We start from the raw sequence: 22,247 nt of genomic DNA on the forward strand, positions 1-22,247 counted from the left end.
ATCCTACAACCTATGGCTAGTCTACGACATTTTTATGCACTGACAAAAAACTCGCTATACTCAAACAGCTTTGCCAGTGCATAAAAATGCTCCGACGGGTTATTTATACTAAACTCTGTTTAAAAAATGAAATTTATATCTTAAATTATTTTTAAAAATATTAGGTTTATTCTCTTTATTAGGAAGGTTTGTAATGATTTCGTTATTTAAAAGCAGTTTAGTATTAAATTGTGTAATTTTAAGAAGATGGATTGTAAAGAAAGAGAAGAAAAGAGGTGCAGGATGTCAGACGATTTTAGAGATGACGATGAAAGAGAAGAAGAGATAACAGAAATGGATGAGAACGATGATAGGGAAATCATTGTGGAGGGATTGCCTAAGGCTACGGATTTATCAAATGAATCTAATGTTTATATTGAGGATGAGATAAAGGCGGCTTATTTGGATTATTCGATGAGTGTAATTGTTAGCCGTGCGTTGCCTGATGTGCGTGATGGATTAAAACCTGTGCATAGAAGAATTTTGTTTTCCATGAGTGAAATGGGAATGAGCCACAAGACTCCGTTTAAAAAATCGGCAAGGATTGTCGGGGATGTACTGGGGAAATACCATCCACATGGAGATTCTTCGGTTTATGGTGCTATGGTTAGAATGGCACAGGACTTTAATATGAGATATGAACTTATTGACGGACATGGGAACTTTGGTTCGATTGATGGGGATGAAGCGGCGGCAATGCGGTATACGGAAGCTAGAATGGCTAAAATTACTGAAGAGCTGCTTGCGGATATTAACAAGGATACAATAGACTATCGTAAAAACTTTGATGAAAGTTTGGACGAGCCAGTTGTACTGCCTGCTAAACTTCCAAATTTACTGCTAAATGGAGCAAATGGTATTGCTGTCGGAATGGCTACAAATATTCCGCCACATAATCTAGGAGAAGTCGTTGATGGAATTGTCGCATTGATTGATAATCCTGAAATTTCAATTGATGAACTGATTACATACATAAAAGGTCCAGATTTTCCAACTGGAGGTATAATTAACGGAAAACAAGGGATTTATGATGCGTATAGAACTGGACGTGGAAAGCTAAGAGTTGCAGGACGTGTGGAAGTTGAAACTTCAAAAACTGGAAAAGAGTCAATTATTGTTACAGAATTACCATATCAGGTAAATAAAGCCAGACTTATTGAAAAAATTGCTGATTTGGTAAGACAGAAGAAAATTACTGGAATATCTGATTTGCGGGATGAAACTGACAGGGATGGTATTAGAATTGTAATTGAACTGAAAAAAGGTGAAGAAAGTGAATTAATTCTGAACAGTCTTTATAAGTTTACCGATTTGCAAAATACATTTGGTGTAATTATGCTTGCACTTGTGGATAATGCACCAAGAGTGTTGAATTTAAAGCAGGTTCTTCAAAAATATCTAGAACATAGATTTGAAGTAATTACAAGAAGAACTGAATTCGAGTTGAAAAAGGCTAAAAATAGAGCTCATATTTTGGAAGGATTCAAAATTGCACTTGATAACATTGAGGAAGTAATTAGAATTATACGTGCTTCAAAGGATGCAAATGTTGCACGAACTGAATTAATTGCAAAATTTGGATTCTCAGAAATTCAGGCAAAAGCAATTCTGGATATGAGATTGCAAAGGCTTACTGGACTTGAAAGAGATAAAATTAATCAGGAATATAACGAACTTATGCTATTAATTGAAGAATTAACTGGAATTTTATCTGACGATTTAAAAATATATGGTATAATTAAAGAGGAGGCACTTAAATTAAAAGAAGATTTTGGTGATGAACGTAGAACTGAAATCAGAAATGCAAGAGCCGAAATTAGCATAGAAGACTTAATTAAGGACGAAGAAGTTGTTGTAACACTTACAGAAAAAGGTTACGTAAAACGTGTAGCAATCGACACTTACCGTTCTCAAAAACGTGGTGGAATCGGTGTAAATGCTACAAATACAATAGAAGACGATGTAGTAAAAGATATGTATATAGCAAAAACTCTTGACACATTGCTTATTTTCACAACAAAAGGAAAAGTATTCAGCATAAAAGTGTACGAAATCCCTGAAACTGGAAAACAGGCACGTGGAAAACTGATTGGAAACATTATAAATCTAGATACTGATGAAAAAGTCAGCACAATAATAAGAGTTCGGGAATTTGAAAAAAATAAAAACTTATTCTTTGTAACACGAAACGGAGTTGTTAAAAAATCTGAACTTACATTGTTTGACAATATTAAAAAAGCTGGAAAACGTGCAATTAAGTTAAATGATGACGATGAAGTTATGTATATTGGGCTTACAAGCGGAACTGGCGAGGATGAAGTATTTGCCGCTACAAGAAACGGTATTGCGATTAGATTCTCTGAAAAAGATGTAAGAAGTATGGGAACTGGGGCAGCAGGAGTAAAAGGTATAACTCTTAGAGATAAGGACAAAATTGTAGGTGCTGCAATTATTAATTCAGAAATGAATAATGATGAAATGAGAATTCTTACAATAACTGAGGAAGGATATGGAAAACGTACTAAGTTATTAGAATATAGACTTACATCTAGAGGAGGAAAAGGAATTATCAATGCAAAACTTAATGATAAAACTGGAAAAATCGTAGATGTAAAAATTGTAACACAAAATGATGAGATTATGCTTATTACGTCAGAAGGAACATTGATTAGAACGAGCGTTAATAACGTGTCGGTAATAGGGCGTTCGGCATCTGGTGTGCGAATAATGAAAGTTAGAAATAATGAAAAAATTGCTTCAGTGGTAAAAATTACAGAAGAGCCTGAATTGAGTGAAGATGAACAATAAATAGGATAAAAAAAATTATCATATAGAAGGAAGTGGTTAAAATGTTACAAAAAAAAGCATTATTTTTAGTTACGGCGGAAAACGAAATACAGCCATTGGTTAATTTTGCAAAAGTTTTCAAGCAAAAATATAACGCTGATGTTGACGTTATTTATATTAAGGATGTCTTGAAATATGAGGTATTTCCTGTAAGTATCGAAGGAATGGGACTAAATATTGGAGCAAATTACGCTTTTAAGGAATACAGGGAACTTGAGGAAAAAACTGTAAAAAAATTAAAGGAAAAAATGACTTCTGATATTTCGAACTTTTACACAAAAGACGGAGAGACATCTGAAATTGTACTGGAAGAGTTAAAAAAATATGATTTGCTTGTTCTTGTAAAAAGTGAAAAAGTAACTTCAGTACTAAAGGAAATTTTAAGAAGTATTTTCAAACCATTAATTATTTTACCAAATGTGGAAGATTTCAAATTAGAAAATTTAATGCTGCTTGACGATGGAGCTTATAATGCAAATAAAACATTATTTACTTTCTTCCATATATTTGGGGAGCAAAAAGTGGATGTATTACGTGTAAATGTTGAAGAAGAGGATGAAAATAGCCTAGCTGAACGTTTTGGGGACAATTACAACCTTATCCACAAAAAAGGAGATACATTCAAGACAATTATGAATGAAGCACAAAACTATGACCTAGTCTTAATGGGTGATTTGAGATACACAGTAATGGTGGAAAGAATTACTGGTAAACTGGGAGTTAGAATACTAGAAAATCTTCAAAAGCCGATTTTTATAGTATAATCTCATAAAATTTAAGAATATTTAACAAAAATACTCAGGCAACTTTCTGACGCTGTCTGAGTATATTTTTTATTTTCTATTTAAAATTTTTTTAGTCATTTCCAAATCTTTTTTTCTCGAAACAACGCCATACTGCTTTTTAATCTCTTCTAGTCTATCAATAATCTTGTGATTCTCTTCCTTTGAAAAGTTTTTTACCGATAAAAAGAATTTCATTGAGCCTTCAAAACTTCTGATGGATTTTGTCAAATAGAGACGTTTTCTAAAAAAGGGCGGCTTTCTTACAATATCGTCAAAATCAATAAAGGCAATTTTACCATTTTCTTTATCTATAAAAAAATTTCCTAAACTAAAATCCATATGATAATATTCCTTTTCAAAAAAATTTTTTTCAAAATTAAGCCATAAATCAAGTGTTTTATACGTAAGACGAAAATCATTTTTTTCGATTAGATAATTGTAATAAGATATAAAGTTACTGTTAAATGTCTTATTTATATTTTCTGATACAGTTTCTATCTTTATGTGAAAGGGAGTATATTTTATAACTTTATATTCTGTTATCTTCATGAAATTAAGTTCTGGAAAATCATTTTTTAAGTGTTTTGCAATTTCGAAAGAATTTTTTCCTTTTTCCCTTGTAAATCCCAAAAATATTTTTAGAGCTTTTGTATTTTTGTATTCATAAGTTTTATAAAAAAAATTTTTTTCATTATCTATATTTAAATTTTTAGTTTCCTGCATTTTCTTTTTTCCTTTATCTAATTTTTATTTTCTTTTGACAATTCTAACATATTATATTTTTTATTTCAATATACCTGTTAACCTATGTAAAAAAATACTAAAATATGGTATAATAACTCTGTATATAAAGATAAATGAAATATTTATAAAAAAGCTTAAAAATAGGATGTTTTAGAAGATTTTGGATTAATGGGGTTTTGAAAAAGGAGAAGAAATGAAAATATTGGTAATACATACAGCATTTATTGGAGATATTGTATTGTCTACGCCTTTGATACAAAGGTTAAAGGACATGTATCCTGAATCAGAAATTGATTATTTGACATTGCCGACAAATAAAAGTGTGATAAGTAACAATCCAAATTTAAATGAAATAATTCTTTATGACAAAAAAGGGCAAGATAAAGGGATAAAAGGTTTTTTGAGAGTTCTAAAGATTTTAAAACAAAAAAAATACGACTATGCGGTAATTCCACATAGATTTATAAAATCCATATTACTTGCAAAATTAGCAAAAATTCCTAATATTGTAGGATTTGATGTAGCGACAGGCTCATTCCTGCTAAATAAGAAAGTTCATTATGATATGAAAAAGCATGAAGTGGAAAGATTGCTTGATTTAGTGGAATATAAAGGAGAAAAAATTCCAATTAGAATTTATCCTGCAAAAGAAAATTTTACTAAAATTAATAAAATTCTGGAACATCACGGCTACTTTGGAAATGAGGGACAAAAACTCATATTAGTTGCACCAGGTAGCCAAAGAGCAGAAAAAATGTGGCCAATAGAAAAATATCGTGAGATTATTGAAAGATTGAAAAAAAATAAAAATTATTTTATTGGTATAACTGGCTCAAAAGCCGAAAAAAAATTATCTCTAAATTTCCCAAATGATAAAAATGTTATTGATTTTCGTGGAGAAATTAATCTTGTAGAATTTGGAGCTTTGATTTCAAAGGCAAATATTGTCGTTGGAAATGACAGTTCTCCAATTCATATTGCAAGTGGATTTGAAAAACCGTTTGTGATTGGGATTTTTGGTCCAGGAAAACGAGATTTGGGTTTTTTTCCGTATACTGAAAAAAGTAATGTTATTGAGGATAATGAATTTTATGAAAATAACATTGTGAAAATTCCTGAGAAAAGACACGAATATAAAAAAGACTACTATAAAGGAATTCCTTTAATTAGTGTGGATAGAGTCTTTAAAGAAATTATGAATCGGATTTAAGATAAAGTTATCATTTTAAAAATAAAAAAGAAAGAGAACTTATATTATGAATAAAAAAATTAATTTAATTATAAATAGGATAGGATTTATTTTTTGTATATTAGTGGGAATGGCCTTATTTTTATCAGAAAAATTTGAAAACAATGTTGCAATACGTGTCTTGTCATTAATATTTATAATTGCCATGATTTCAAGAGAAAATAGGAAAACGCTATTTAAATCTCTGGATATTGAATTTTCAATAGAATTGCTGCTTTTTATTTTTGTTCCATTTATAATAGCATATTTTGATGGCGGAATAGATACTCGTCTAGATAACTATATTCTTCGTTATCTTATTTTCTTTCCATTTATCTTTTTTGTAAAGGATATGAAAAAAGTTATGATTCTTCTAAAAGCTACGCTTTTTAGTGCCGTAATAGTTATGATTCTTGCTACTTTCAATTTTATAAAAGACTATAAAGAATGGGCAAATCCAGTAGGCATGTATTATCCAAGAATTACTGCTATTTTGACTGTCCAGGATTTTGCAAATATAATGTGTATAATTTTGCTATTTCTGATGTCTTTTTTATTTTTCTATAAAAATGAAAATAATAAAAAGAATAAAATAATAAAAATCTTTTTATTTATAATGACAACATTAACATTTTTCCTGGTTATTGTAAACAGATCGAAAATGGTATATATCTGTCTATTACCAACAGTTTTCTACATTATATTCAAAAAAAAGAAAAAATATGTTCTAGCTGCAATCCTTATCTGTTTAGGCGGATACTTCGTTCTTCCAAACTCAATTACAGATAGACTACAGTATATTGTAAATTATGAAAAAGATCCTTCCAGCAACCTGAGAGTCATCTTTTGGAAAACAGGACTTGAGGCCTTTAGACAAAAACCTATACTGGGCTGGCAATGGGAAGATAGGAAAGAATTTAATCTTGAATATTACAAAAAAACTGGTGTTAGCAATTATGTCCATCAAAATTTTCTTGATAAGCTAAGCGAGTGGCCGATTTATTATGTGCATACACACAGTACTTATCTTCAGTTCCTGCTGGATTTTGGAATTGTGGGAATTCTGTTCTTTGTGATATTTTTTGTAAGTACTTTCATGAAGGCAGCCTCTATAAACTTTTCTAAAAATAAGGAAAATATTGATAGCAGGCTAGTTGCTCTTGAAATTGGTACAAAAGCGGCTCTTGCGGCATGGGCAATACAAGGGATTACTGATATAAACCTAAATAATAAATATATGATTATAACTTCAGTAATATTGTTGTTTTTACTGAATTATCTATGGAGAGAAAAAATAAAACTGGAAAAGGGATAAGATGAGAATGAATAATTACAAATTTAATATTTCAAAACTTGATAGGCTTAACAAAAAGTTAAGGCAAAAACCATATAAATATATATACAAGGAAATGATGCCAAAAAAATTATTTAATAAAATCCAAAACAGAGTTTACCTTATAACTCAAAAAATGGTTGGAGAAGACTGGAATGAGCTTTTAAATGAATATTTTACAAAAGGTATCAAAGCAGAGCAAATTAAGCCTAAAAAATCATTTGAGAATGAAAAAATTATATGGCAGTTCTGGGGACAAGGATGGGATTTTGAAAAATTGCCTGATGTAGTGAAGATAAGCTATAAATCTGTACAAAAATATAAAAAGGACTACACAGTAATACACTTGGATATGAATAATATAAACGATTATCTTGAAATACCAGAATATATTTTACAAAAGCTTGAAGCCAAAAAAATAAATTTTGCACATTTTACAGATATAATAAGACTCGCTTTGCTAATTAACTATGGTGGAGTGTGGATTGATGCGACAATCTTGCTTACAGACTATTTGCCACAGGAATATTTTGAAATGGACTATTTTATGTTCCAAAGAGATGACAGCCTTAGTTTAGAAGAGAAAAAAGACTGGGAAGAATATGATGATTTTTATTTTTCGTGGAATGAAGAAATGAAAGTCAGAGTATTAAATAGCGTAATTTTTGCAAAGAAAAACAATGAAGTATTGAAAGTTTTGCTAGATATGCTGCTAATCTTTTGGAAGTATAACGATTTAGCTCCAAACTACTTTTTCTTTCAAGTGTTGTATACTGAGTTAATCGAAAATTATTACAAAGATAAAAAATGTAAAGTTGTCTCAGATACATTGACACACGAAATGATAAGAGTCTGGTTTGATAAATTTTCACAGCAAAAGCTGGATGAAATAACTAAAAGAATCAATATTCACAAACTTACATATAAAATTGACGCTGGAAAACGGGATACAGCAGGAAGTTTTCTGGAACATTTTAAAAAAATGTATGAAATAGACTAAAATAGCTGTATAAAGTGATTAAAATAATGTTTTTTACAATATTTCTTTTGAAAAATTTATAATAATATAAATTTTAAATTTTTAGAGTATTGTAGATTAATATAAAAAAGAAGATTTTTATAGTAATTAAGAATGGGGAAAAAATGAAAGTATTGGTATTGCACGGACATCTTAGTATGGGTGGCGAAGAAAGGGTTTTACTTAGCGTTTTAAAAAACCTGGTGGAACTGAATTACGATGTTGATTTACTTATAACTTGGAATCATGGAGAAAATAACTTATTTGAAAATGAAATTCCTGAAAAGGTAAATTATAAATTCTTATTTGATAACTATAATGGCAAAAATAAACTTATTAAAGAAATTTATCGGATAAGGGCAAAGACAACTTATTTGAAAAAGGTTGAAAAAATAATAAAAGAAAATAAATATGATGTTATTATAGATTATTCTTCAAATTTATTGAAATATAATAATTTTGATATAAAAGTTCCAGTATTTGCCTGGATTCATTTCTCACTTACTTTTGGAGAGAAACTAAGTGCAGACAAAATAGAAAAATATAGAAAACAATATAAAAAATATGATAAGATACTGGTAATCTGTGATACAATGAGAGATGAATTTTTGGAAATTTTAGGAATGGATAAAAACAAAGTGGAACTTGTCTACAATCCGATAGATTTGGAAGCTATTCGTAAAAAAGCTGAAAATATTGATAAAAAGTATGAAAATTATTTAGAGCAGGACTATTTCCTGCAAGTTTCACGTTTGACAGAACAAAAGCAGCCTGAACATCTTGTCGATATTTACTATAAATTAAAACAGCGTGGAATAAAAGAGAAGCTTTATTTCATTGGAAATGGTGAAAAAGTGGAGCTGATTAAACAAAAAATTAAAGAATATAAGCTAGAAAACGATGTAATTTTGCTCGGACAAATTGAAAATCCGTATCCATTTTTTAAAAATGCTAAATTATTTGTACATACTGCAAAATATGAAGGTTTGCCAACTGTATTGCTGGAAAGCCTTGCTTTTGGAACACCTGTTGTGGCATATGACTGCCCTACTGGACCAAAAGATATATTAGGAAAAAATAGTGAATATGGGAAACTGATTCCTTTAAACGATAAAGATGTATTCGTAGAAAAAGTTTGCGAATTGATGAATGATGATGAAAAATATAAAAATTATAGAAAAATATCATTAGTTAGAGCTGATGATTTTTCAATGAAAAATAATAGAGAAAAACTCAAAAAATTAATAGAAAATATAAAAACTCTAAAAAATATTAATAACTATTTATAATTTAATGTAAAGAAAGGGTTCACATGAGTATAATAAACAGTATAAAATCCAAGATAATAATATGGCTGTTTGGCACTAAAAAAAAGCATAAGGATATCAATTTAAAAAACATAAGAACCATTCTTCTTAATCCAAAAGATTCAATTGGAGATACTTTAATGTCTTTTTCCTATGCCAGACAATTAAGAAAAATATATCCTGATATTAAGCTTGGAATGGTCGTAACAGACAGAAATATAGAATTTGCCAAATTAAGTAATGAGAACGAACATATAATTGATGTTATCGTAAACCGTAAAGATGTACTTAGAAATTCTAAAAAATGGGATGTATTACTGGACTTTCTAAGCAAGGAAAATACGAAAAGAATGATTTGGAAAAAAATATTGAATCCGAAAATTACAATAATTTTTGGAGAAAATTATGAAGGACATCACTACAATAAAGAAATTCTAAAAAACTATGACTTTGATTGTACTCCTCCAATGGAAACTCATATTATAGATTATTTAATTGATTCAGAATTTTCAAAATATTTTAAGATAGAAAAGCAAAAGCCACATATTGAACTTTTACAGCAGGACATTAATAAAATGGAAGAATTTTGGAATTTCAGTTTAGAAAATTCATATAAAAAAGTAAAAATTCTATTAGTTCCACAGGGAAGCGATAGAGAGATGAATCCTGGCGAAGTTTCACAGCTTCTCAATAACATTTCTGAAGAGAAAATGAAAAAGGTAAAGATTATTATGGGCAATACAAACGGAAGTGATGAATACTTTAAAAAGCTAAAGCCTCTAGTAAACAAGAAACTTGATATTTCCTTATCGCCACAATTTGATATTAGAAAATATGTTTTGTTTATGGCTACATCTGATATAGTTGTAGGAGTTGATGGAGGAGGCATTCATATAGCAACTTCATTAAACAAGCCGTTACTTAGCTTTTATGCAAATAATAAATATAATTTATGCAGGTGGTCTCCTAAAACAACTGCCGATAGTCTCCAAACAATTTCAAGAACTGCTGGGAACCATAATCAGACCTATAATTTTTCACTATCAAAACCAATACAATGGTTAAATACTCAAATTGAAAAAATATCTGAAACTAAATAAATTTATTTAAACATCTATTCAAACTTTAATATTTCTTAATAAATATGAATAAAGCTTGGATATAATACAAAACTACAAAGGAATTATACGTTATCCTCAAACTAACGTAAATAAATATATCTGTATAAGGAATAAAAGGAATGAATAAAATAAACTGGAAATTTTATAGACCATATAGGGATAAATTGGTGGACAAAAAAAATAAGATGCTAAGTCACATATTTGATAAAAAGAAAAAGAATATTAATCTTATACCTTCAAATATAAAGCGTATTTTATTTCTAAGAACAGATGGAAAAATTGGAGATTACATAATAAGCTCCTTCATCTTTAGGGAAATAAGAAAAAATTATCCCAACATAAAAATTGATGTTGTTGCAGATAAATCCCTCGAAAATTTGTTAAAGCTAAACAAAAACATTAATAAATATTACATTCTTGACAGGAAAAAGATGCAGGAGTGGAGAAGTATTGCAAAAACACTTGGGAAAAATAACTATGATGTCCTTTTTGATTCAACTGAAGGGCTAAAATACAAGCAAGTTTACCTTCTAAACAGGGTAAATGCAACCGTAAACGTTGGATACAACAAGGATGGATACCATATTTACAATAAAAACATAAAGCAGAATAACACTTTAAAAATGATTCAAATTTATAAGCAAATGGTGGAAAGTGTAAATATTGAAATAAAAGACACAAAATATGATGTTCCTGTTTCCGAAGAATCTGAAAAAAATGTAGCCAAATTTCTTGAAGAAAATAATGTGAAAGATAAAATAATAGCATTAAACTTTTTTGGAGCATCAAGAGGAAGAAAGATAAACGAGGAAAATGCACTTATTATAATAAAAAGATTGGGAGAAATGTACAAGGATTACACAATTATAATTCTAGATTCACCAAATGACAGGGAAACAATACATAATATCCTAAAAAAAACGGATAATAAAAATATTTTATTTTTTGAAAAATCTAAAACAATCTTGGATTCTATATCAATAATTAATAGCAGTGACTTAGTAGTGTCGCTTGATACTTCGATTTTACATATTGCTGAAGGGCTGGATAAGAAAATAATGGCTTTTTATGGTCCAAAGATCAATAAAAATAAATGGCGTATAAAGGAAGAAGGCAATATATTAATTGATTATCCTGAAAATCGTATTAATGATGTAAATTTTGAAAAAATGTTTGATGAATTATGTCAAAAGAATGCTTTGCCTGCTGTTTAGAAATTAAAAAATATGAAATAGGAGAATGCTGATGAAATTATCCGTAGGAATAATAACTTTTAATGAGGAAAACAGAATTGGGAAAACTTTAGATTCAGTAAGAGAAATAGCTGATGAAGTAATAGTTGTAGACAGCGGAAGTAACGACAGAACTGTGGAAATTGCACTTGCGAAGGGAGCAAAAGTTTTTGTAGAAAAGTGGAAAGGATACGGTCCTCAAAAAAATGCTGTTTTAAAAAAATGCAAGAGTGAATGGATTTTGTTAATAGATGCTGACGAAGTAATATCGCCACAACTGAAGGAAAAAATAAAATCAATTATAAACAGTGAAAATCCATCAGGTGATGTTTACAAAATTAAACTGCGAAATATAGCTTTTAAAAAAGAAATAAAATTTGGCGGATGGGATGACTATGTAATCAGGTTATGGAAAAATGGAAAAGTAAAAATAAATAGCCGTGAAGTTCATGAACAATATCAAACTGATAGTCAAATAAAAAAAATAAAGGAAATGATAATCCACTATACTTACGATAGTATAGAAGAGTTCCTTGAAAAATTAAATAGATATACTTCCCAAAGTGCTAAAGAATATATAAAAAAAGGTAAAAACCCAAGTTTTATAAAAATATATTCCAAAATGCTGTTCAGGTTTATAAAGATGTATATTTTGCAACTGGGGTTTCTGGATGGCTATGAAGGGTATTTGCTTGCTAAATATAGTTCCATCTATACAATGACAAAATATACAAAATTACGTGAAGAATATTATAATAACTTAGGAAACGATACTTCCCTTGTTATTACTACATACAATTGGCCAAAAGCTTTGGAAGCTTGTTTAAATAGTGTATTAGATCAAACTGTTACACCGAAGGAAATTATAATTGCTGATGATGGCTCAAAGCAGGAAACAATAGATTTAGTAAAAAGATTTCAGCAAAGTTATCCTCAAAGCAATATTATTCATTCGTGGCAGGAAGATAAGGGATTTCGTGCTGGAATGTCTAGAAATAGGGCGATAAGCAAGGCAACAGGTAATTATATAATAATAATTGATGGTGATTTGATATTAAATAGGCATTTTGTTGAAGACCATATAAAAAATATGGAAAGAGGTTGTTTTATTCAAGGTTCACGAGTTATAACTTCACCAGCTGTGGCAAAGAAAATAATGGAAGGCAAAAAAATAAATCTTTTTACAAAAGGACTTAGAAACAATATGAATATGGTAAGAAGCAAACTTCTTTCAAAAATTTTTACAAAAGTAGATAGAAATTTACGTGGAGTAAGATCTTGCAACATGTCCTTCTTTAAAGATGATTTAATTAGAGTAAATGGTTTTGAAGAAGAAATAGAAGGCTGGGGAAGAGAGGATAGTGAACTTGCTGTAAGGCTGTTTAATATTGGATGTAAAAAGAAAAAACTCAAGTTTGAGGCTTTGACTTGCCATTTATATCATAATGAAAATGACAGAAGCAGGTTGAAAAAAAATGATGAATATTTGGCAAATGCAATAGAGAATAAAAAAACAAAAGCTAAGAAAGGGCTTGATAGATATGAAAGAAGTAACGCTGGTAATAACTAGCTGTGGAAGATTCGATCTGCTGGAAGAAACGCTTGACAGCTTTTTTGAATGCAATACTTATCCAATTAAAAAGATAATAATTACAGAAGACAGTACTGAAGGGAAAAAATTGGAGAGATTAATTTCAAAATATAACGATAAAAATAATAATTTCAAGCTTATAGTTAATGAAACACGGCTGGGGCAATTAAAGTCAATTGATAAGGCTTACCGTGAGGTTGATACTAAGTATATTTTTCACTGTGAAGATGACTGGAAATTTTTGAAAAAAGGTTTTATTGAAAAATCAATGGAACTGATGGAGGAAGATGAAAAAATTCTAGTTGTTGGACTACGTGATAAAAAAGATTTTGCAAAAGATTTTTTTTATGACGAAGACTATATTTCAAAAAATGGCGAAAAATATTATAGTGTAAAAGGTGAAATATTTACTTATAATCCAGCCTTAAGAAGAAAAAAAGATATGGACTTATTTGGGCTTCACGAAAAATTGGAAAATCAGAGATATGAGGAAGCTTTATCTGATTTTTATAAAGAACATGGGTTTAAAACAGTATTTTTTAAGGAACCATATGTAACACATATTGGAAATAAAAGACACGTTCATTTTAGTAAAAATCGTAAAAATACTGTATTAAGCTTTAAAATTGATAGATTTATAAAAAAAATCAGAGCAAAAATCTTAAAGTTGAAAGGAAAATTATAATTATATTTTAATGAATATTTTTCTTATTTTTTAGTTGTTATTTTTTTATGTTTCGTATAAAATATAGATATAAATGGTTATAATAATTCCATTTTACATTTAATATCAAACTTGTATATCAAACAATCTTAGGTTTGGCTTAAATATTTATAATTTTTGAATTTGTTTTTAAAATAATATAAAATTAAAAAGAATAAATATAAAAACCTTTAATTTATGTTGAAGTATAAAATTAATATCTATTAAAATAAAAAATATTTACTAAAGTAATTATTTTTCAGTATTTAGAATAATTTTACTATTTGTAAATAAAGGATGGAAAAATGATATATTTATTTTTAATAATAATTCTACTATTTTTTATATTTGTCATTTATAACAAAACTAGAAAAAATTTTGTTTTATGTCTTATGTATCATAGTGTTGACAGTGAAAAAGGAAAAGGTGGAATTTTTGTAGATGAATTTGAAGAACATATAAAATGGATAAAAGATAAAAAAACTTTTAAAATGGAGGAACTAAAGGGATTAAATTATACATTGCCACAAAATTCAATATTAATAACTTTTGATGATGGTTATAAAAATAATTACACTTTAGCTTTTCCAATTTTGAAAAAGTATAATATGAAAGCTACAATATTTTTGAATACAAAATTTATTGAAAAAGATGAAGCGTATTTAAACTGGGATGAAATAAGAGAAATGTATGAAAGCGGACTGGTTGATTTTCAGCTTCACACACATTCTCATCAGTTAACAGTAAAGGATATTGAAGTGCTTGCTTTTTATGATAATGAAAGTTCGTCATACTTCAAAAGAGAAAGCTATAATTTATTTTTTGAAGGAAATTATGATGAAAAAAAAGATATGGAAAAATTAAATGGACTTCCAGTATTTAAATTAAGAAGTAAAATTTCAATTCCTGGATACAAACCAAAGAAAGATTTTGTAGAAAAATATCGAAATATCGCAGAACTTCAAAAAAATAATAAACCAGAAAAAGAAAAAAAAGAATTTTTAAATAAATTATTTAAAGAAAATCAAAAAGAATTTTTTGATAAAGTTAGTGAAGAAGAGTTTAGAAAGATTGTAGAATTTGAAATTCTGGAAAATAAAAAAATTATTGAAGAAAAACTTGGAAAAACTCCAGATTGCCTTGCATATCCTTGGGGTCACCGATACAAAGGGAACCGAGAAGATATAAGAAAATTGGGAGTTGATGTATTTATTACTACAAGAAAAGGTGTAAATTCATTGAAACTTAATAAAAACTGGATTTATCGTGTAAGTGGAGACGATTTTGAAAGTTTTGATGAATTTAAAAATGAACTGACTGATGGAAGCAGTCCATATTATAGAAAATTACAAAAAATTTTCATAAAAAAATAACTGTGGAGAGGTGTTAAAACAATAATTATACGAAAGGTAAATATATGAAAAAAATAGAACTAGATTTTGGAGTAATTCAAAAATTAAAAAAATATATAAAAAAATATTATATATTAATCATACTAAATCTTTTACTTGCAACAATATCATCTCTTGTTTCTTCGGCTCCAATAGCTTTGGTAAAAAGGTTATTTGATAGGGGTATTGCGGGAAAAAGCGAAAAGGATATTTTGTATGCGGCAGGAGCAATGATAATGCTTGCAGTAATTGGTGCAGTTCTTATGTATTGGAATACAATTTTTTCAACTGTAATCTCATCTTCTATCTATAAGGATATAGTTACTGATATTTATAATAAAATACAGACTTTAGATATAGAATATTTTTCAAGCAAAAAAATAGGAGATATAATGACACGTGTAATGACAGATCCTAGTAACATAAATTCTATTATATTAGAAATTTTTGATATGATTTCTGAAATAATAAAAGTGATATTTTTTTTAGGAATAGCATTTTACATAGATTTTGATTTGACTTTAGGAGTTATGATTGTTACTCCAATCCTTGTAATTACAGTAAGAAGATATGCAAAAAGACTAAAACGTTCAGGAAAACAGCGTCAAGAAGCATTAGATGGACTAAATTCCAAATTACAGGAAACATTGTCAGGAATTAGGATTATACGGGCATTTGCTACAGAAGAGTATGAAATAAATAATTTTAAGAAAAAAAATAATAATTTAAAAAAAATTGCTGTAAGATCTGCTAGATACAATGCAAAAGCTAACTCCATTATGGAAGCTTTAAATTATATAATAATAGCACTTCTATTAATGTTTAGTGGATATCGTGTTTTGAGGGCAAAAAGTTTTACGCCTGGAGACTTTATTACAATAATAGGTGCTATCTCATCAATGTACACACCTGCAAGACGCGCCATAACAAGATTTAATGCAATAAATGTAAATTTATCCTCAATTACAAGAGTTTCTGAAATTCTGGAAGAAATTCCAAGTATTGTGAATCGACCAGACTGTGTGAAATTTAAATATTTTGCAGATAATATAAACTTTGAAAATGTAGATTTTCATTATAAAGATAATCCTGAAAAAATATTAAAAAATATCAATTTAAATGTAAAAAAAGGAGAAACTGTAGCTTTTGTCGGAAATTCAGGTGGTGGAAAATCCACACTTGTAAATTTAATACCAAGATTTTTTGATGTATCGGATGGTTCAATAAAGATTGATGGAATCGACATCAGAAATTATGATATTAAAAGCCTTAGAAAAGCGATAGGAATTGTGCCACAGGAGACGTTCCTATTCGCAGGAACAATTCTTAGTAACATAAGATATGGCCGCCAGGACGCCACCAAAGAAGAAATTATAAAAGCTGCTATTCAAGCTAATGCACATGAATTTATTGAAAATCTGCCTGATGGATATGATACAGAAATTGGAGAACGTGGAGTAAAATTGTCAGGTGGACAGAAACAAAGAATTGCAATTGCACGTGCAATCTTAGAAAACCCTCAAATATTAATTTTGGATGAAGCGACTTCAGCTCTTGATAATGAATCTGAAAAGCTAGTTCAGGACGCACTTGAAAAACTTATGAAAGGAAAAACTACATTTATTATCGCTCATAGGTTGACAACAATCGAAAATAGTAATAAAATAGTGGTAATACAAAAAGGAGAAATAAAAGAGGTAGGAAATCATAATGAATTAATAAGCAAAAATGGAATTTACAAAGCGTTATATAATAAAAACTTTGATATTTCTAATAAAAATTAACAAAAAATTATTGTGATTCATTTATATAAATTATATCTTATTTAAATAAATAAAAAGTTAGGAGAAAGAAATATGAAGCAAGTCAAAAGTGTCATTTTATTCCTATTGTCAGTTGTATTAGTGGCATTTGGAAGTCAAGATTCAAAAAATCCCAAAAATATAATTAAACAACTGGGAGATGAAACCAAAAAAGTTGGTGACAAAATAAAAGAAGTTAAAAAAGATGATAAAACTGATGCCAAGAAGAATGATTCAAAACAGCAGCCTACGCAACAGCAACCTACCGCAGTAGTAAATCCTGCACAGCCTCAGCAGCCTGCACCAAATATGCCGCAACAACAAGCAGCACCACAACAGCCTGTAGTAACTGATCCAAATGCACAAAATCAAATGCCAGGTGTACCAAATGAAAACGGACTTAATGGAAAAAGAGGTAACAAAAAAAATAGAAAAAATAATAATGGCTTGTATAAAGTACCTAAACATAGCCGTCTAAAAAACAATAATTCTTCTGCGGAAGTAGCGCCACAGGAAAAACCATCAAAAGTTAAATCACAAGATTCTGCTCCGAAATCAACCGGAGGAAGCAGTAGCGGATCTGGAAGCGGAAGTAGCGGAGGAGGAAATAATTCCGGAGGTTCATCGTCTGGTGGTGGAGATTCAAGCTCGTCAGAATAGACAATTATATCAGAAGTTTGTCTAACAACTTTTTACTGGGGTTAAGCAAAAATAAAATTAAATTATAAAAGAAAGGTAGTGAAATTTTAATATGTTTAGAAAGAAAAAGGAATTACAGGAAAATATAACAAAGACAAATATAGATATTTTAGTGTCTCTGCTTCCTATGTTGTTTGTTGCATTCTTTATTTATGAAACAACACCACTTCTAGTAATTTTATCAGCAGTAGGAGCTTCAGAAGCGGTAGACATAATATTTTCATTAATAATACAGAAAAATAAAGGAACATTAAAGGATCTTTCGGGAATTACAATAGGAGCTTTGACAGGGCTTGTTCTTGCTCCATTTACTCCACTTTATGTAGCAGCATTTGCAGGAGGGACAGCGACATTATTTGGAAAAGCTGTATATAGAGGGACAGATAAAAAGATTTTTAATCCAGTAATATTAGGAAAATTATTCGTATTGACGTTTTTCCCAGCTATTTTAGCTCCAAATTCACAAGCGTGGACTAATTCAGAAGTGTTAAAAATTTCAGGGCAGAACATGACAGGATTAGCTTCATTTATTCTAGTAGATAGAGGGATTATTGGTGAACTTTCAATAGTTGCCATGGTTATAGGAGCAATATATCTAATCTTTAGAACAAAGATAACATGGCATATTCCTGTATCATTCTTTGTTACAATCTTCTTTGGATACTATATTACAGCAGCTTATAATATTAATGTAGTAACTACTCTTGGAGAAATTATTTTTATGGGAATTTTTGTATTAACAGATAGCTTTACTACCCCTAGACATGGACTTGGAAAAGTATTTTTTGGATTTTTAGCTGGACTTTCTACAATAATATTCTGGTTTTTAGGAATTCATACTGAAGCAATTATTTATTCCGTATTAATTTTAAATCCTTTCACAAAACCTATAAATACAATATTCAAGCCAAATGTATTTGGTGTTGAATCTGTTTCTTTTGCTGAAATAATACAAGGGATTGGTTTTGCAATTATTGTAGTTTTAATTGTATTTGCAACATCTTACCTGCATACTTATGGATTTATTCCATATATTGTTTATATTTATGTTGTATACGGAATATGGCGATTATATAACAACAGATAAAAAAGGGAAGGCTTTTTATGAACTTTAACTTAAGTTTTTTAGATAAAATAGAAAAAATAAAAGATAAAAAAATAGATATTTTACAATCTGAAAATAATTTTTACCGCGGTGCAATTCCGTGGTTTTTATTATGTTCGGAAAAGAAAAAGATAATTTATATTTCCACATCCAACAGAAATTTGGAAAATTATCATGCAATGCTGGAAAATTACTATGAAATGTCAGAAAAACAAAAAGATATTTTAATGAAAAAATCTAAAACTGATAAAAAAAATATTAAAGAAAGTAAAAATAAACTGGAAGATAAAAAAATAATTGATATTTTTGAAAATATCTCACAAAATAAGGAAGATATTACAGGAATAAATATAAGACTGCTGGATATTTTAAAAAATCAGGAAAAATTTATTTTATTTGTAAATTTACAGATTACTTTGGATATTTTTTTTGAAAAAGTTAAGTTTTTTTCTTTTGAGATTGGAAAAGAATATAGTTTTACGAAAATTGTAGAATTTCTTGTGGAAAATGGGTATGAAAATTCATATTTGATTGAAAAAAAGGGGCAGTACAGCAGACGTGGGGATATTCTTGATATTTTCCCGCCAGATTTGGAACATCCTGTTAGACTCGAGTTTTTTGGTGATGAACTGGAAAGTATAAGAGTTTTTGATATTGATAGCCAGATTTCTGTGGAAAAGGTGGAAGAAATAAAAGTTTTTGGAAATTTGCTTTCTGGAAATAATTATGAATTGATAGAGCTTATTGATGAATTAAGGGCAGAAGACGTAACGATTGTTGTTGAAAATGAGGAATTGCTGGACTATAAAATGGAAGAGTTTATTTTGCTTGACAGAAGCCGTGAGGAAATTTATCGAAAAAGATATGAAAATCTGAAGAAAAAAAGTATTTTTGTGCAGACTAAAAATTTCTCGCAGGAACAGATTGAGACTTTCAGGGATAAAAATAGGCTTGAAAAATTGTCAAAAATTGAAGATGTTTATATTTTTACGAATAACTATGAGAAGAAAATGGCTGAATTTGGACAAATTCTGACTGAAAAGGAAAACAATCTGGAAATTGAAAAATATGAGCTGTTTGAAGGATTTATCTTTAATGACAGTTCAGAAAATCTAGATACTAAAAATAGAAAAAATAATTTTATTGTGCTTACAGACAGGGAGCTTGACGGATATATTTACGAGCGAAAGAAAAAAACAGCAAAAGCTATAAAATATAAAAAAGTCAATCAGATAATCGAAGGTGACTATGTAATCCACGTTCAATATGGTGTTGGAATTTATAAAGGAATTCAGACAATGGAAGAGCGGGATTATTTGAAAATCAAGTATGCTGATGAGGATATTTTGTATATTCCTGTGGAAAAGCTGGACAGACTTGAAAAATATGTGTCAAATGATACGGAACCGCAATTATTCAGGCTAGGAACACGTGGATTCAAGCGAAAAAGGAAAAAACTCGAAGAAGATATTCAGAAATTTGCGGCAGAACTTATCAAAATACAGGCACGACGGCAAAGTCAGAATGGTTTTGTATATCAGAAGGATACTGTATGGCAGGAGGAATTTGAAGCAAATTTTCCATTTGAGGAAACAGAAGATCAGAGAAATGCCATAAATGATGTGAAAAAGGATATGGAAAGTCCGCAAATAATGGACAGGATTGTCTGTGGAGATGTTGGATATGGGAAAACGGAAGTTGCAATGAGAGCCGCATTTAAAGCGATTGACAATGGAAAGCAGGTTGTTATGGTGGCTCCAACTACCGTACTTGCAGAACAGCATTTTGAGCGGTTTAAAAGAAGATTTGAAAATTATCCGATTACAATTGAGAATTTATCACGGCTTACAAAAAATAAATCAAAGGACATTTTAAAAAATCTGAAAAGTGGAATTATTGACTTAGTTATTGGAACTCACAGGCTTCTAAGTGATGACGTGCAGTTTAAGAACTTAGGGCTTTTAATTATTGATGAGGAGCAGAAATTTGGAGTTAAGGCTAAAGAAAAGTTAAAATCTCAAAGGGAAAAGCTGGATGTGCTGACATTAACTGCGACTCCGATTCCACGTACTCTAAACCTTGCGATGCTTGGAATCCGTGAAATTTCCATAATTGACACTCCGCCAACGAACAGACTTCCTATTATAACAGATATTCTCGATTGGGATGAGGAAACAATAAAAATGGCGATACTGCGTGAACTGTCACGTGATGGGCAAGTTTTCTATATTTATAATGATGTAAAAAATATGAAGGAAAAATTGAAGGAACTGAAGGAAATGCTTCCAGACTTTGTAAAAATCGAATTTATAAATGGGCAGCTTCCGCCAAAGGAAATTAAGGATAAGTTATTGCGTTTTGAAAACGGGCAGTTTGACATTCTAATTGCTTCAACAATCATTGAAAATGGAATTGACGTGGGAAATGCCAATACCATCCTGATTGAAAACTTTACTGGCTTGGGATTATCTCAAGTTTACCAGCTAAAAGGGCGTGTAGGACGTAGCAACAGACAAGGTTACTGTTATTTATTAAAAACGAGAAATATTACAAAGCAGGGGCGACAGAAGGAAGAAAGCATGCTAAAGGTGGAAGGTATAAAATCAGGCGGTTTTCAAATTTCGATGGAAGACTTGAAAATACGTGGTGCTGGCGAAATTTTGGGAGATAAGCAGCACGGAACGATTGAAACTTTTGGATATGATTTATATATAAAAATGCTAAATGAGGAAATTCGTAAGCAAAAGGGCGAGTTTATCGAAAAAATTGAAAATGTGGAAATTATTCTGGATGAAAGAGGATTTATTCCAGAAACATATATTGAAAAGAATGAGAGACTGAATATCTATAAACGTTTTGCAATGCTGGAAACAAATGACGAATTGACGGAACTGCTGGATGAAGTGAGAGATAGGTTCGGGAAAATTCCAGAGCAGATGAAAAAATTTATTTTAAGCATTAAATTAAAATTATTTGCTGAAAAACATAAAATTCAGAGAATTTTTGAAACAAGAAATTATTTTGAACTGTACTTTTTGGAAAATGCACAGAAAGAGCAGGCAGAATTAAATGAAAAATTTGAAATGAAGAAAGTTGTAAAAACTATTGATGCAGTAAGTCCGAAAGGGAAAAATAAAGAGGAGGATACAGTTGATAATCTTGTTGTAATGAAAGTAAGAAAATCAGATTTTTTAACTGTTGTGGAATAAATTCAAAAGGTATTCATAAACAGAAATTAGTTTTTATTTTAAAATTTTGAAATATATAAAAATTGTGGTAAAATTTATAAAAGGGTTTATTTA

The 22,247-nt window shown here is 29.4% G+C and carries 17 protein-coding genes; 16 read left to right on the plus strand and 1 reads right to left on the minus strand.

Annotation, left to right across the window (positions count from 1 at the left end):
* The first annotated feature begins 193 nt into the window (after positions 1–193).
* The 3 genes from HMPREF1552_RS12875 to HMPREF1552_RS01920 are packed head-to-tail and all read left to right on the plus strand — an operon-like array spanning position 194 to position 3,650.
* Complete coding sequence (locus tag HMPREF1552_RS12875; protein WP_255349259.1) at positions 194–328, plus strand: hypothetical protein; 135 nt, start codon at positions 194–196, stop codon at positions 326–328.
* Entirely contained in the window at positions 283–2,847 is a 2,565-nt protein-coding gene (gene gyrA, locus HMPREF1552_RS01915) for a DNA gyrase subunit A (RefSeq protein WP_196808110.1), read from the plus strand. Before HMPREF1552_RS12875 ends, gyrA begins: the two co-directional genes overlap by 46 nt.
* Positions 2,848–2,888: 41 nt before the next feature.
* Entirely contained in the window at positions 2,889–3,650 is a 762-nt protein-coding gene (locus HMPREF1552_RS01920; RefSeq protein ID WP_021743357.1) for a hypothetical protein, read from the plus strand.
* Positions 3,651–3,719: 69 nt separating this feature from the next.
* Here HMPREF1552_RS01920 and HMPREF1552_RS01925 read toward each other — a convergent pair whose 3' ends face one another.
* Entirely contained in the window at positions 3,720–4,394 is a 675-nt protein-coding gene (locus HMPREF1552_RS01925; protein WP_021743358.1) for a hypothetical protein, read from the minus strand.
* 214 nt (positions 4,395–4,608) lie between these two features.
* Here HMPREF1552_RS01925 and HMPREF1552_RS01930 point away from each other — a divergent pair, with 214 nt between their 5' ends.
* The 13 genes from HMPREF1552_RS01930 to mfd all read left to right on the plus strand — a co-directional run bounded on the left by HMPREF1552_RS01930 (position 4,609) and on the right by mfd (position 22,154).
* Positions 4,609–5,625 carry a glycosyltransferase family 9 protein gene (locus tag HMPREF1552_RS01930; RefSeq protein ID WP_021743359.1) on the plus strand — a complete coding sequence of 339 codons (1,017 nt, stop codon included), beginning with the start codon at positions 4,609–4,611 and terminating at the stop codon, positions 5,623–5,625.
* Between the two features lie 46 nt (positions 5,626–5,671).
* Entirely contained in the window at positions 5,672–6,958 is a 1,287-nt protein-coding gene (locus tag HMPREF1552_RS01935) for an O-antigen ligase (protein WP_021743360.1), read from the plus strand.
* 7 nt (positions 6,959–6,965) lie between these two features.
* Positions 6,966–7,976: a capsular polysaccharide synthesis protein gene (locus HMPREF1552_RS01940; RefSeq protein ID WP_039901003.1), complete on the plus strand. Its 1,011-nt coding sequence runs from the start codon at positions 6,966–6,968 to the stop codon at positions 7,974–7,976.
* A 143-nt stretch (positions 7,977–8,119) separates the two neighbouring features.
* Complete coding sequence (locus HMPREF1552_RS01945) at positions 8,120–9,283, plus strand: glycosyltransferase (RefSeq protein WP_021743362.1); 1,164 nt, start codon at positions 8,120–8,122, stop codon at positions 9,281–9,283.
* A 158-nt stretch (positions 9,284–9,441) separates the two neighbouring features.
* Positions 9,442–10,401, plus strand: coding sequence for a glycosyltransferase family 9 protein (locus tag HMPREF1552_RS01950; protein WP_231370728.1), 960 nt, complete (start codon positions 9,442–9,444; stop codon positions 10,399–10,401).
* Positions 10,402–10,541: 140 nt separating this feature from the next.
* Positions 10,542–11,636 (plus strand): glycosyltransferase family 9 protein, encoded by a 1,095-nt coding sequence (locus HMPREF1552_RS01955; protein WP_021743364.1) that lies wholly within the window; start codon positions 10,542–10,544, stop codon positions 11,634–11,636.
* A gap of 31 nt (positions 11,637–11,667) precedes the next feature.
* Positions 11,668–13,224 carry a glycosyltransferase gene (locus HMPREF1552_RS01960; protein WP_039900969.1) on the plus strand — a complete coding sequence of 519 codons (1,557 nt, stop codon included), beginning with the start codon at positions 11,668–11,670 and terminating at the stop codon, positions 13,222–13,224.
* The gene (locus HMPREF1552_RS01965; RefSeq protein ID WP_021743366.1) at positions 13,196–13,930 is read left to right on the plus strand and encodes a glycosyltransferase; all 735 of its coding nucleotides are present in this window, start codon (positions 13,196–13,198) and stop codon (positions 13,928–13,930) included. The genes HMPREF1552_RS01960 and HMPREF1552_RS01965 overlap by 29 nt, the downstream gene beginning before the upstream one ends.
* A gap of 323 nt (positions 13,931–14,253) precedes the next feature.
* A complete protein-coding gene (locus tag HMPREF1552_RS01970) occupies positions 14,254–15,321 on the plus strand; it encodes a polysaccharide deacetylase family protein (protein ID WP_021743367.1) in 1,068 nt (355 codons plus the stop codon).
* 44 nt (positions 15,322–15,365) lie between these two features.
* Positions 15,366–17,123 carry an ABC transporter ATP-binding protein gene (locus tag HMPREF1552_RS01975; protein WP_021743368.1) on the plus strand — a complete coding sequence of 586 codons (1,758 nt, stop codon included), beginning with the start codon at positions 15,366–15,368 and terminating at the stop codon, positions 17,121–17,123.
* 72 nt (positions 17,124–17,195) lie between these two features.
* Complete coding sequence (locus HMPREF1552_RS01980; protein WP_021743369.1) at positions 17,196–17,801, plus strand: hypothetical protein; 606 nt, start codon at positions 17,196–17,198, stop codon at positions 17,799–17,801.
* A gap of 91 nt (positions 17,802–17,892) precedes the next feature.
* Positions 17,893–18,927 carry an RnfABCDGE type electron transport complex subunit D gene (locus tag HMPREF1552_RS01985; RefSeq protein WP_021743370.1) on the plus strand — a complete coding sequence of 345 codons (1,035 nt, stop codon included), beginning with the start codon at positions 17,893–17,895 and terminating at the stop codon, positions 18,925–18,927.
* 17 nt (positions 18,928–18,944) lie between these two features.
* On the plus strand, positions 18,945–22,154 hold the full coding sequence (mfd, locus tag HMPREF1552_RS01990; protein WP_021743371.1) for a transcription-repair coupling factor: 3,210 nt from the start codon (positions 18,945–18,947) through the stop codon (positions 22,152–22,154).
* Positions 22,155–22,247: the final 93 nt, after the last annotated feature.

The sequence above is a fragment of the Leptotrichia sp. oral taxon 879 str. F0557 genome, assembly GCF_000469385.1.
Taxonomy (GTDB): domain Bacteria; phylum Fusobacteriota; class Fusobacteriia; order Fusobacteriales; family Leptotrichiaceae; genus Leptotrichia; species Leptotrichia mesophila.

Bases quoted from the DNA above. Each gene is read 5' to 3' on its own strand.
- HMPREF1552_RS12875 (WP_255349259.1), top strand. From the start codon at position 194: ATGATTTCGTTATTTAAAAGCAGTTTAGTATTAAATTGTGTAATTTTA.
- gyrA (WP_196808110.1), top strand. From the start codon at position 283: ATGTCAGACGATTTTAGAGATGACGATGAAAGAGAAGAAGAGATAACA.
- HMPREF1552_RS01920 (WP_021743357.1), top strand. From the start codon at position 2,889: ATGTTACAAAAAAAAGCATTATTTTTAGTTACGGCGGAAAACGAAATA.
- HMPREF1552_RS01925 (WP_021743358.1), bottom strand. From the start codon at position 4,394: ATGCAGGAAACTAAAAATTTAAATATAGATAATGAAAAAAATTTTTTT.
- HMPREF1552_RS01930 (WP_021743359.1), top strand. From the start codon at position 4,609: ATGAAAATATTGGTAATACATACAGCATTTATTGGAGATATTGTATTG.
- HMPREF1552_RS01935 (WP_021743360.1), top strand. From the start codon at position 5,672: ATGAATAAAAAAATTAATTTAATTATAAATAGGATAGGATTTATTTTT.
- HMPREF1552_RS01940 (WP_039901003.1), top strand. From the start codon at position 6,966: ATGAATAATTACAAATTTAATATTTCAAAACTTGATAGGCTTAACAAA.
- HMPREF1552_RS01945 (WP_021743362.1), top strand. From the start codon at position 8,120: ATGAAAGTATTGGTATTGCACGGACATCTTAGTATGGGTGGCGAAGAA.
- HMPREF1552_RS01950 (WP_231370728.1), top strand. From the start codon at position 9,442: ATGTCTTTTTCCTATGCCAGACAATTAAGAAAAATATATCCTGATATT.
- HMPREF1552_RS01955 (WP_021743364.1), top strand. From the start codon at position 10,542: ATGAATAAAATAAACTGGAAATTTTATAGACCATATAGGGATAAATTG.
- HMPREF1552_RS01960 (WP_039900969.1), top strand. From the start codon at position 11,668: ATGAAATTATCCGTAGGAATAATAACTTTTAATGAGGAAAACAGAATT.
- HMPREF1552_RS01965 (WP_021743366.1), top strand. From the start codon at position 13,196: ATGAAAGAAGTAACGCTGGTAATAACTAGCTGTGGAAGATTCGATCTG.
- HMPREF1552_RS01970 (WP_021743367.1), top strand. From the start codon at position 14,254: ATGATATATTTATTTTTAATAATAATTCTACTATTTTTTATATTTGTC.
- HMPREF1552_RS01975 (WP_021743368.1), top strand. From the start codon at position 15,366: ATGAAAAAAATAGAACTAGATTTTGGAGTAATTCAAAAATTAAAAAAA.
- HMPREF1552_RS01980 (WP_021743369.1), top strand. From the start codon at position 17,196: ATGAAGCAAGTCAAAAGTGTCATTTTATTCCTATTGTCAGTTGTATTA.
- HMPREF1552_RS01985 (WP_021743370.1), top strand. From the start codon at position 17,893: ATGTTTAGAAAGAAAAAGGAATTACAGGAAAATATAACAAAGACAAAT.
- mfd (WP_021743371.1), top strand. From the start codon at position 18,945: ATGAACTTTAACTTAAGTTTTTTAGATAAAATAGAAAAAATAAAAGAT.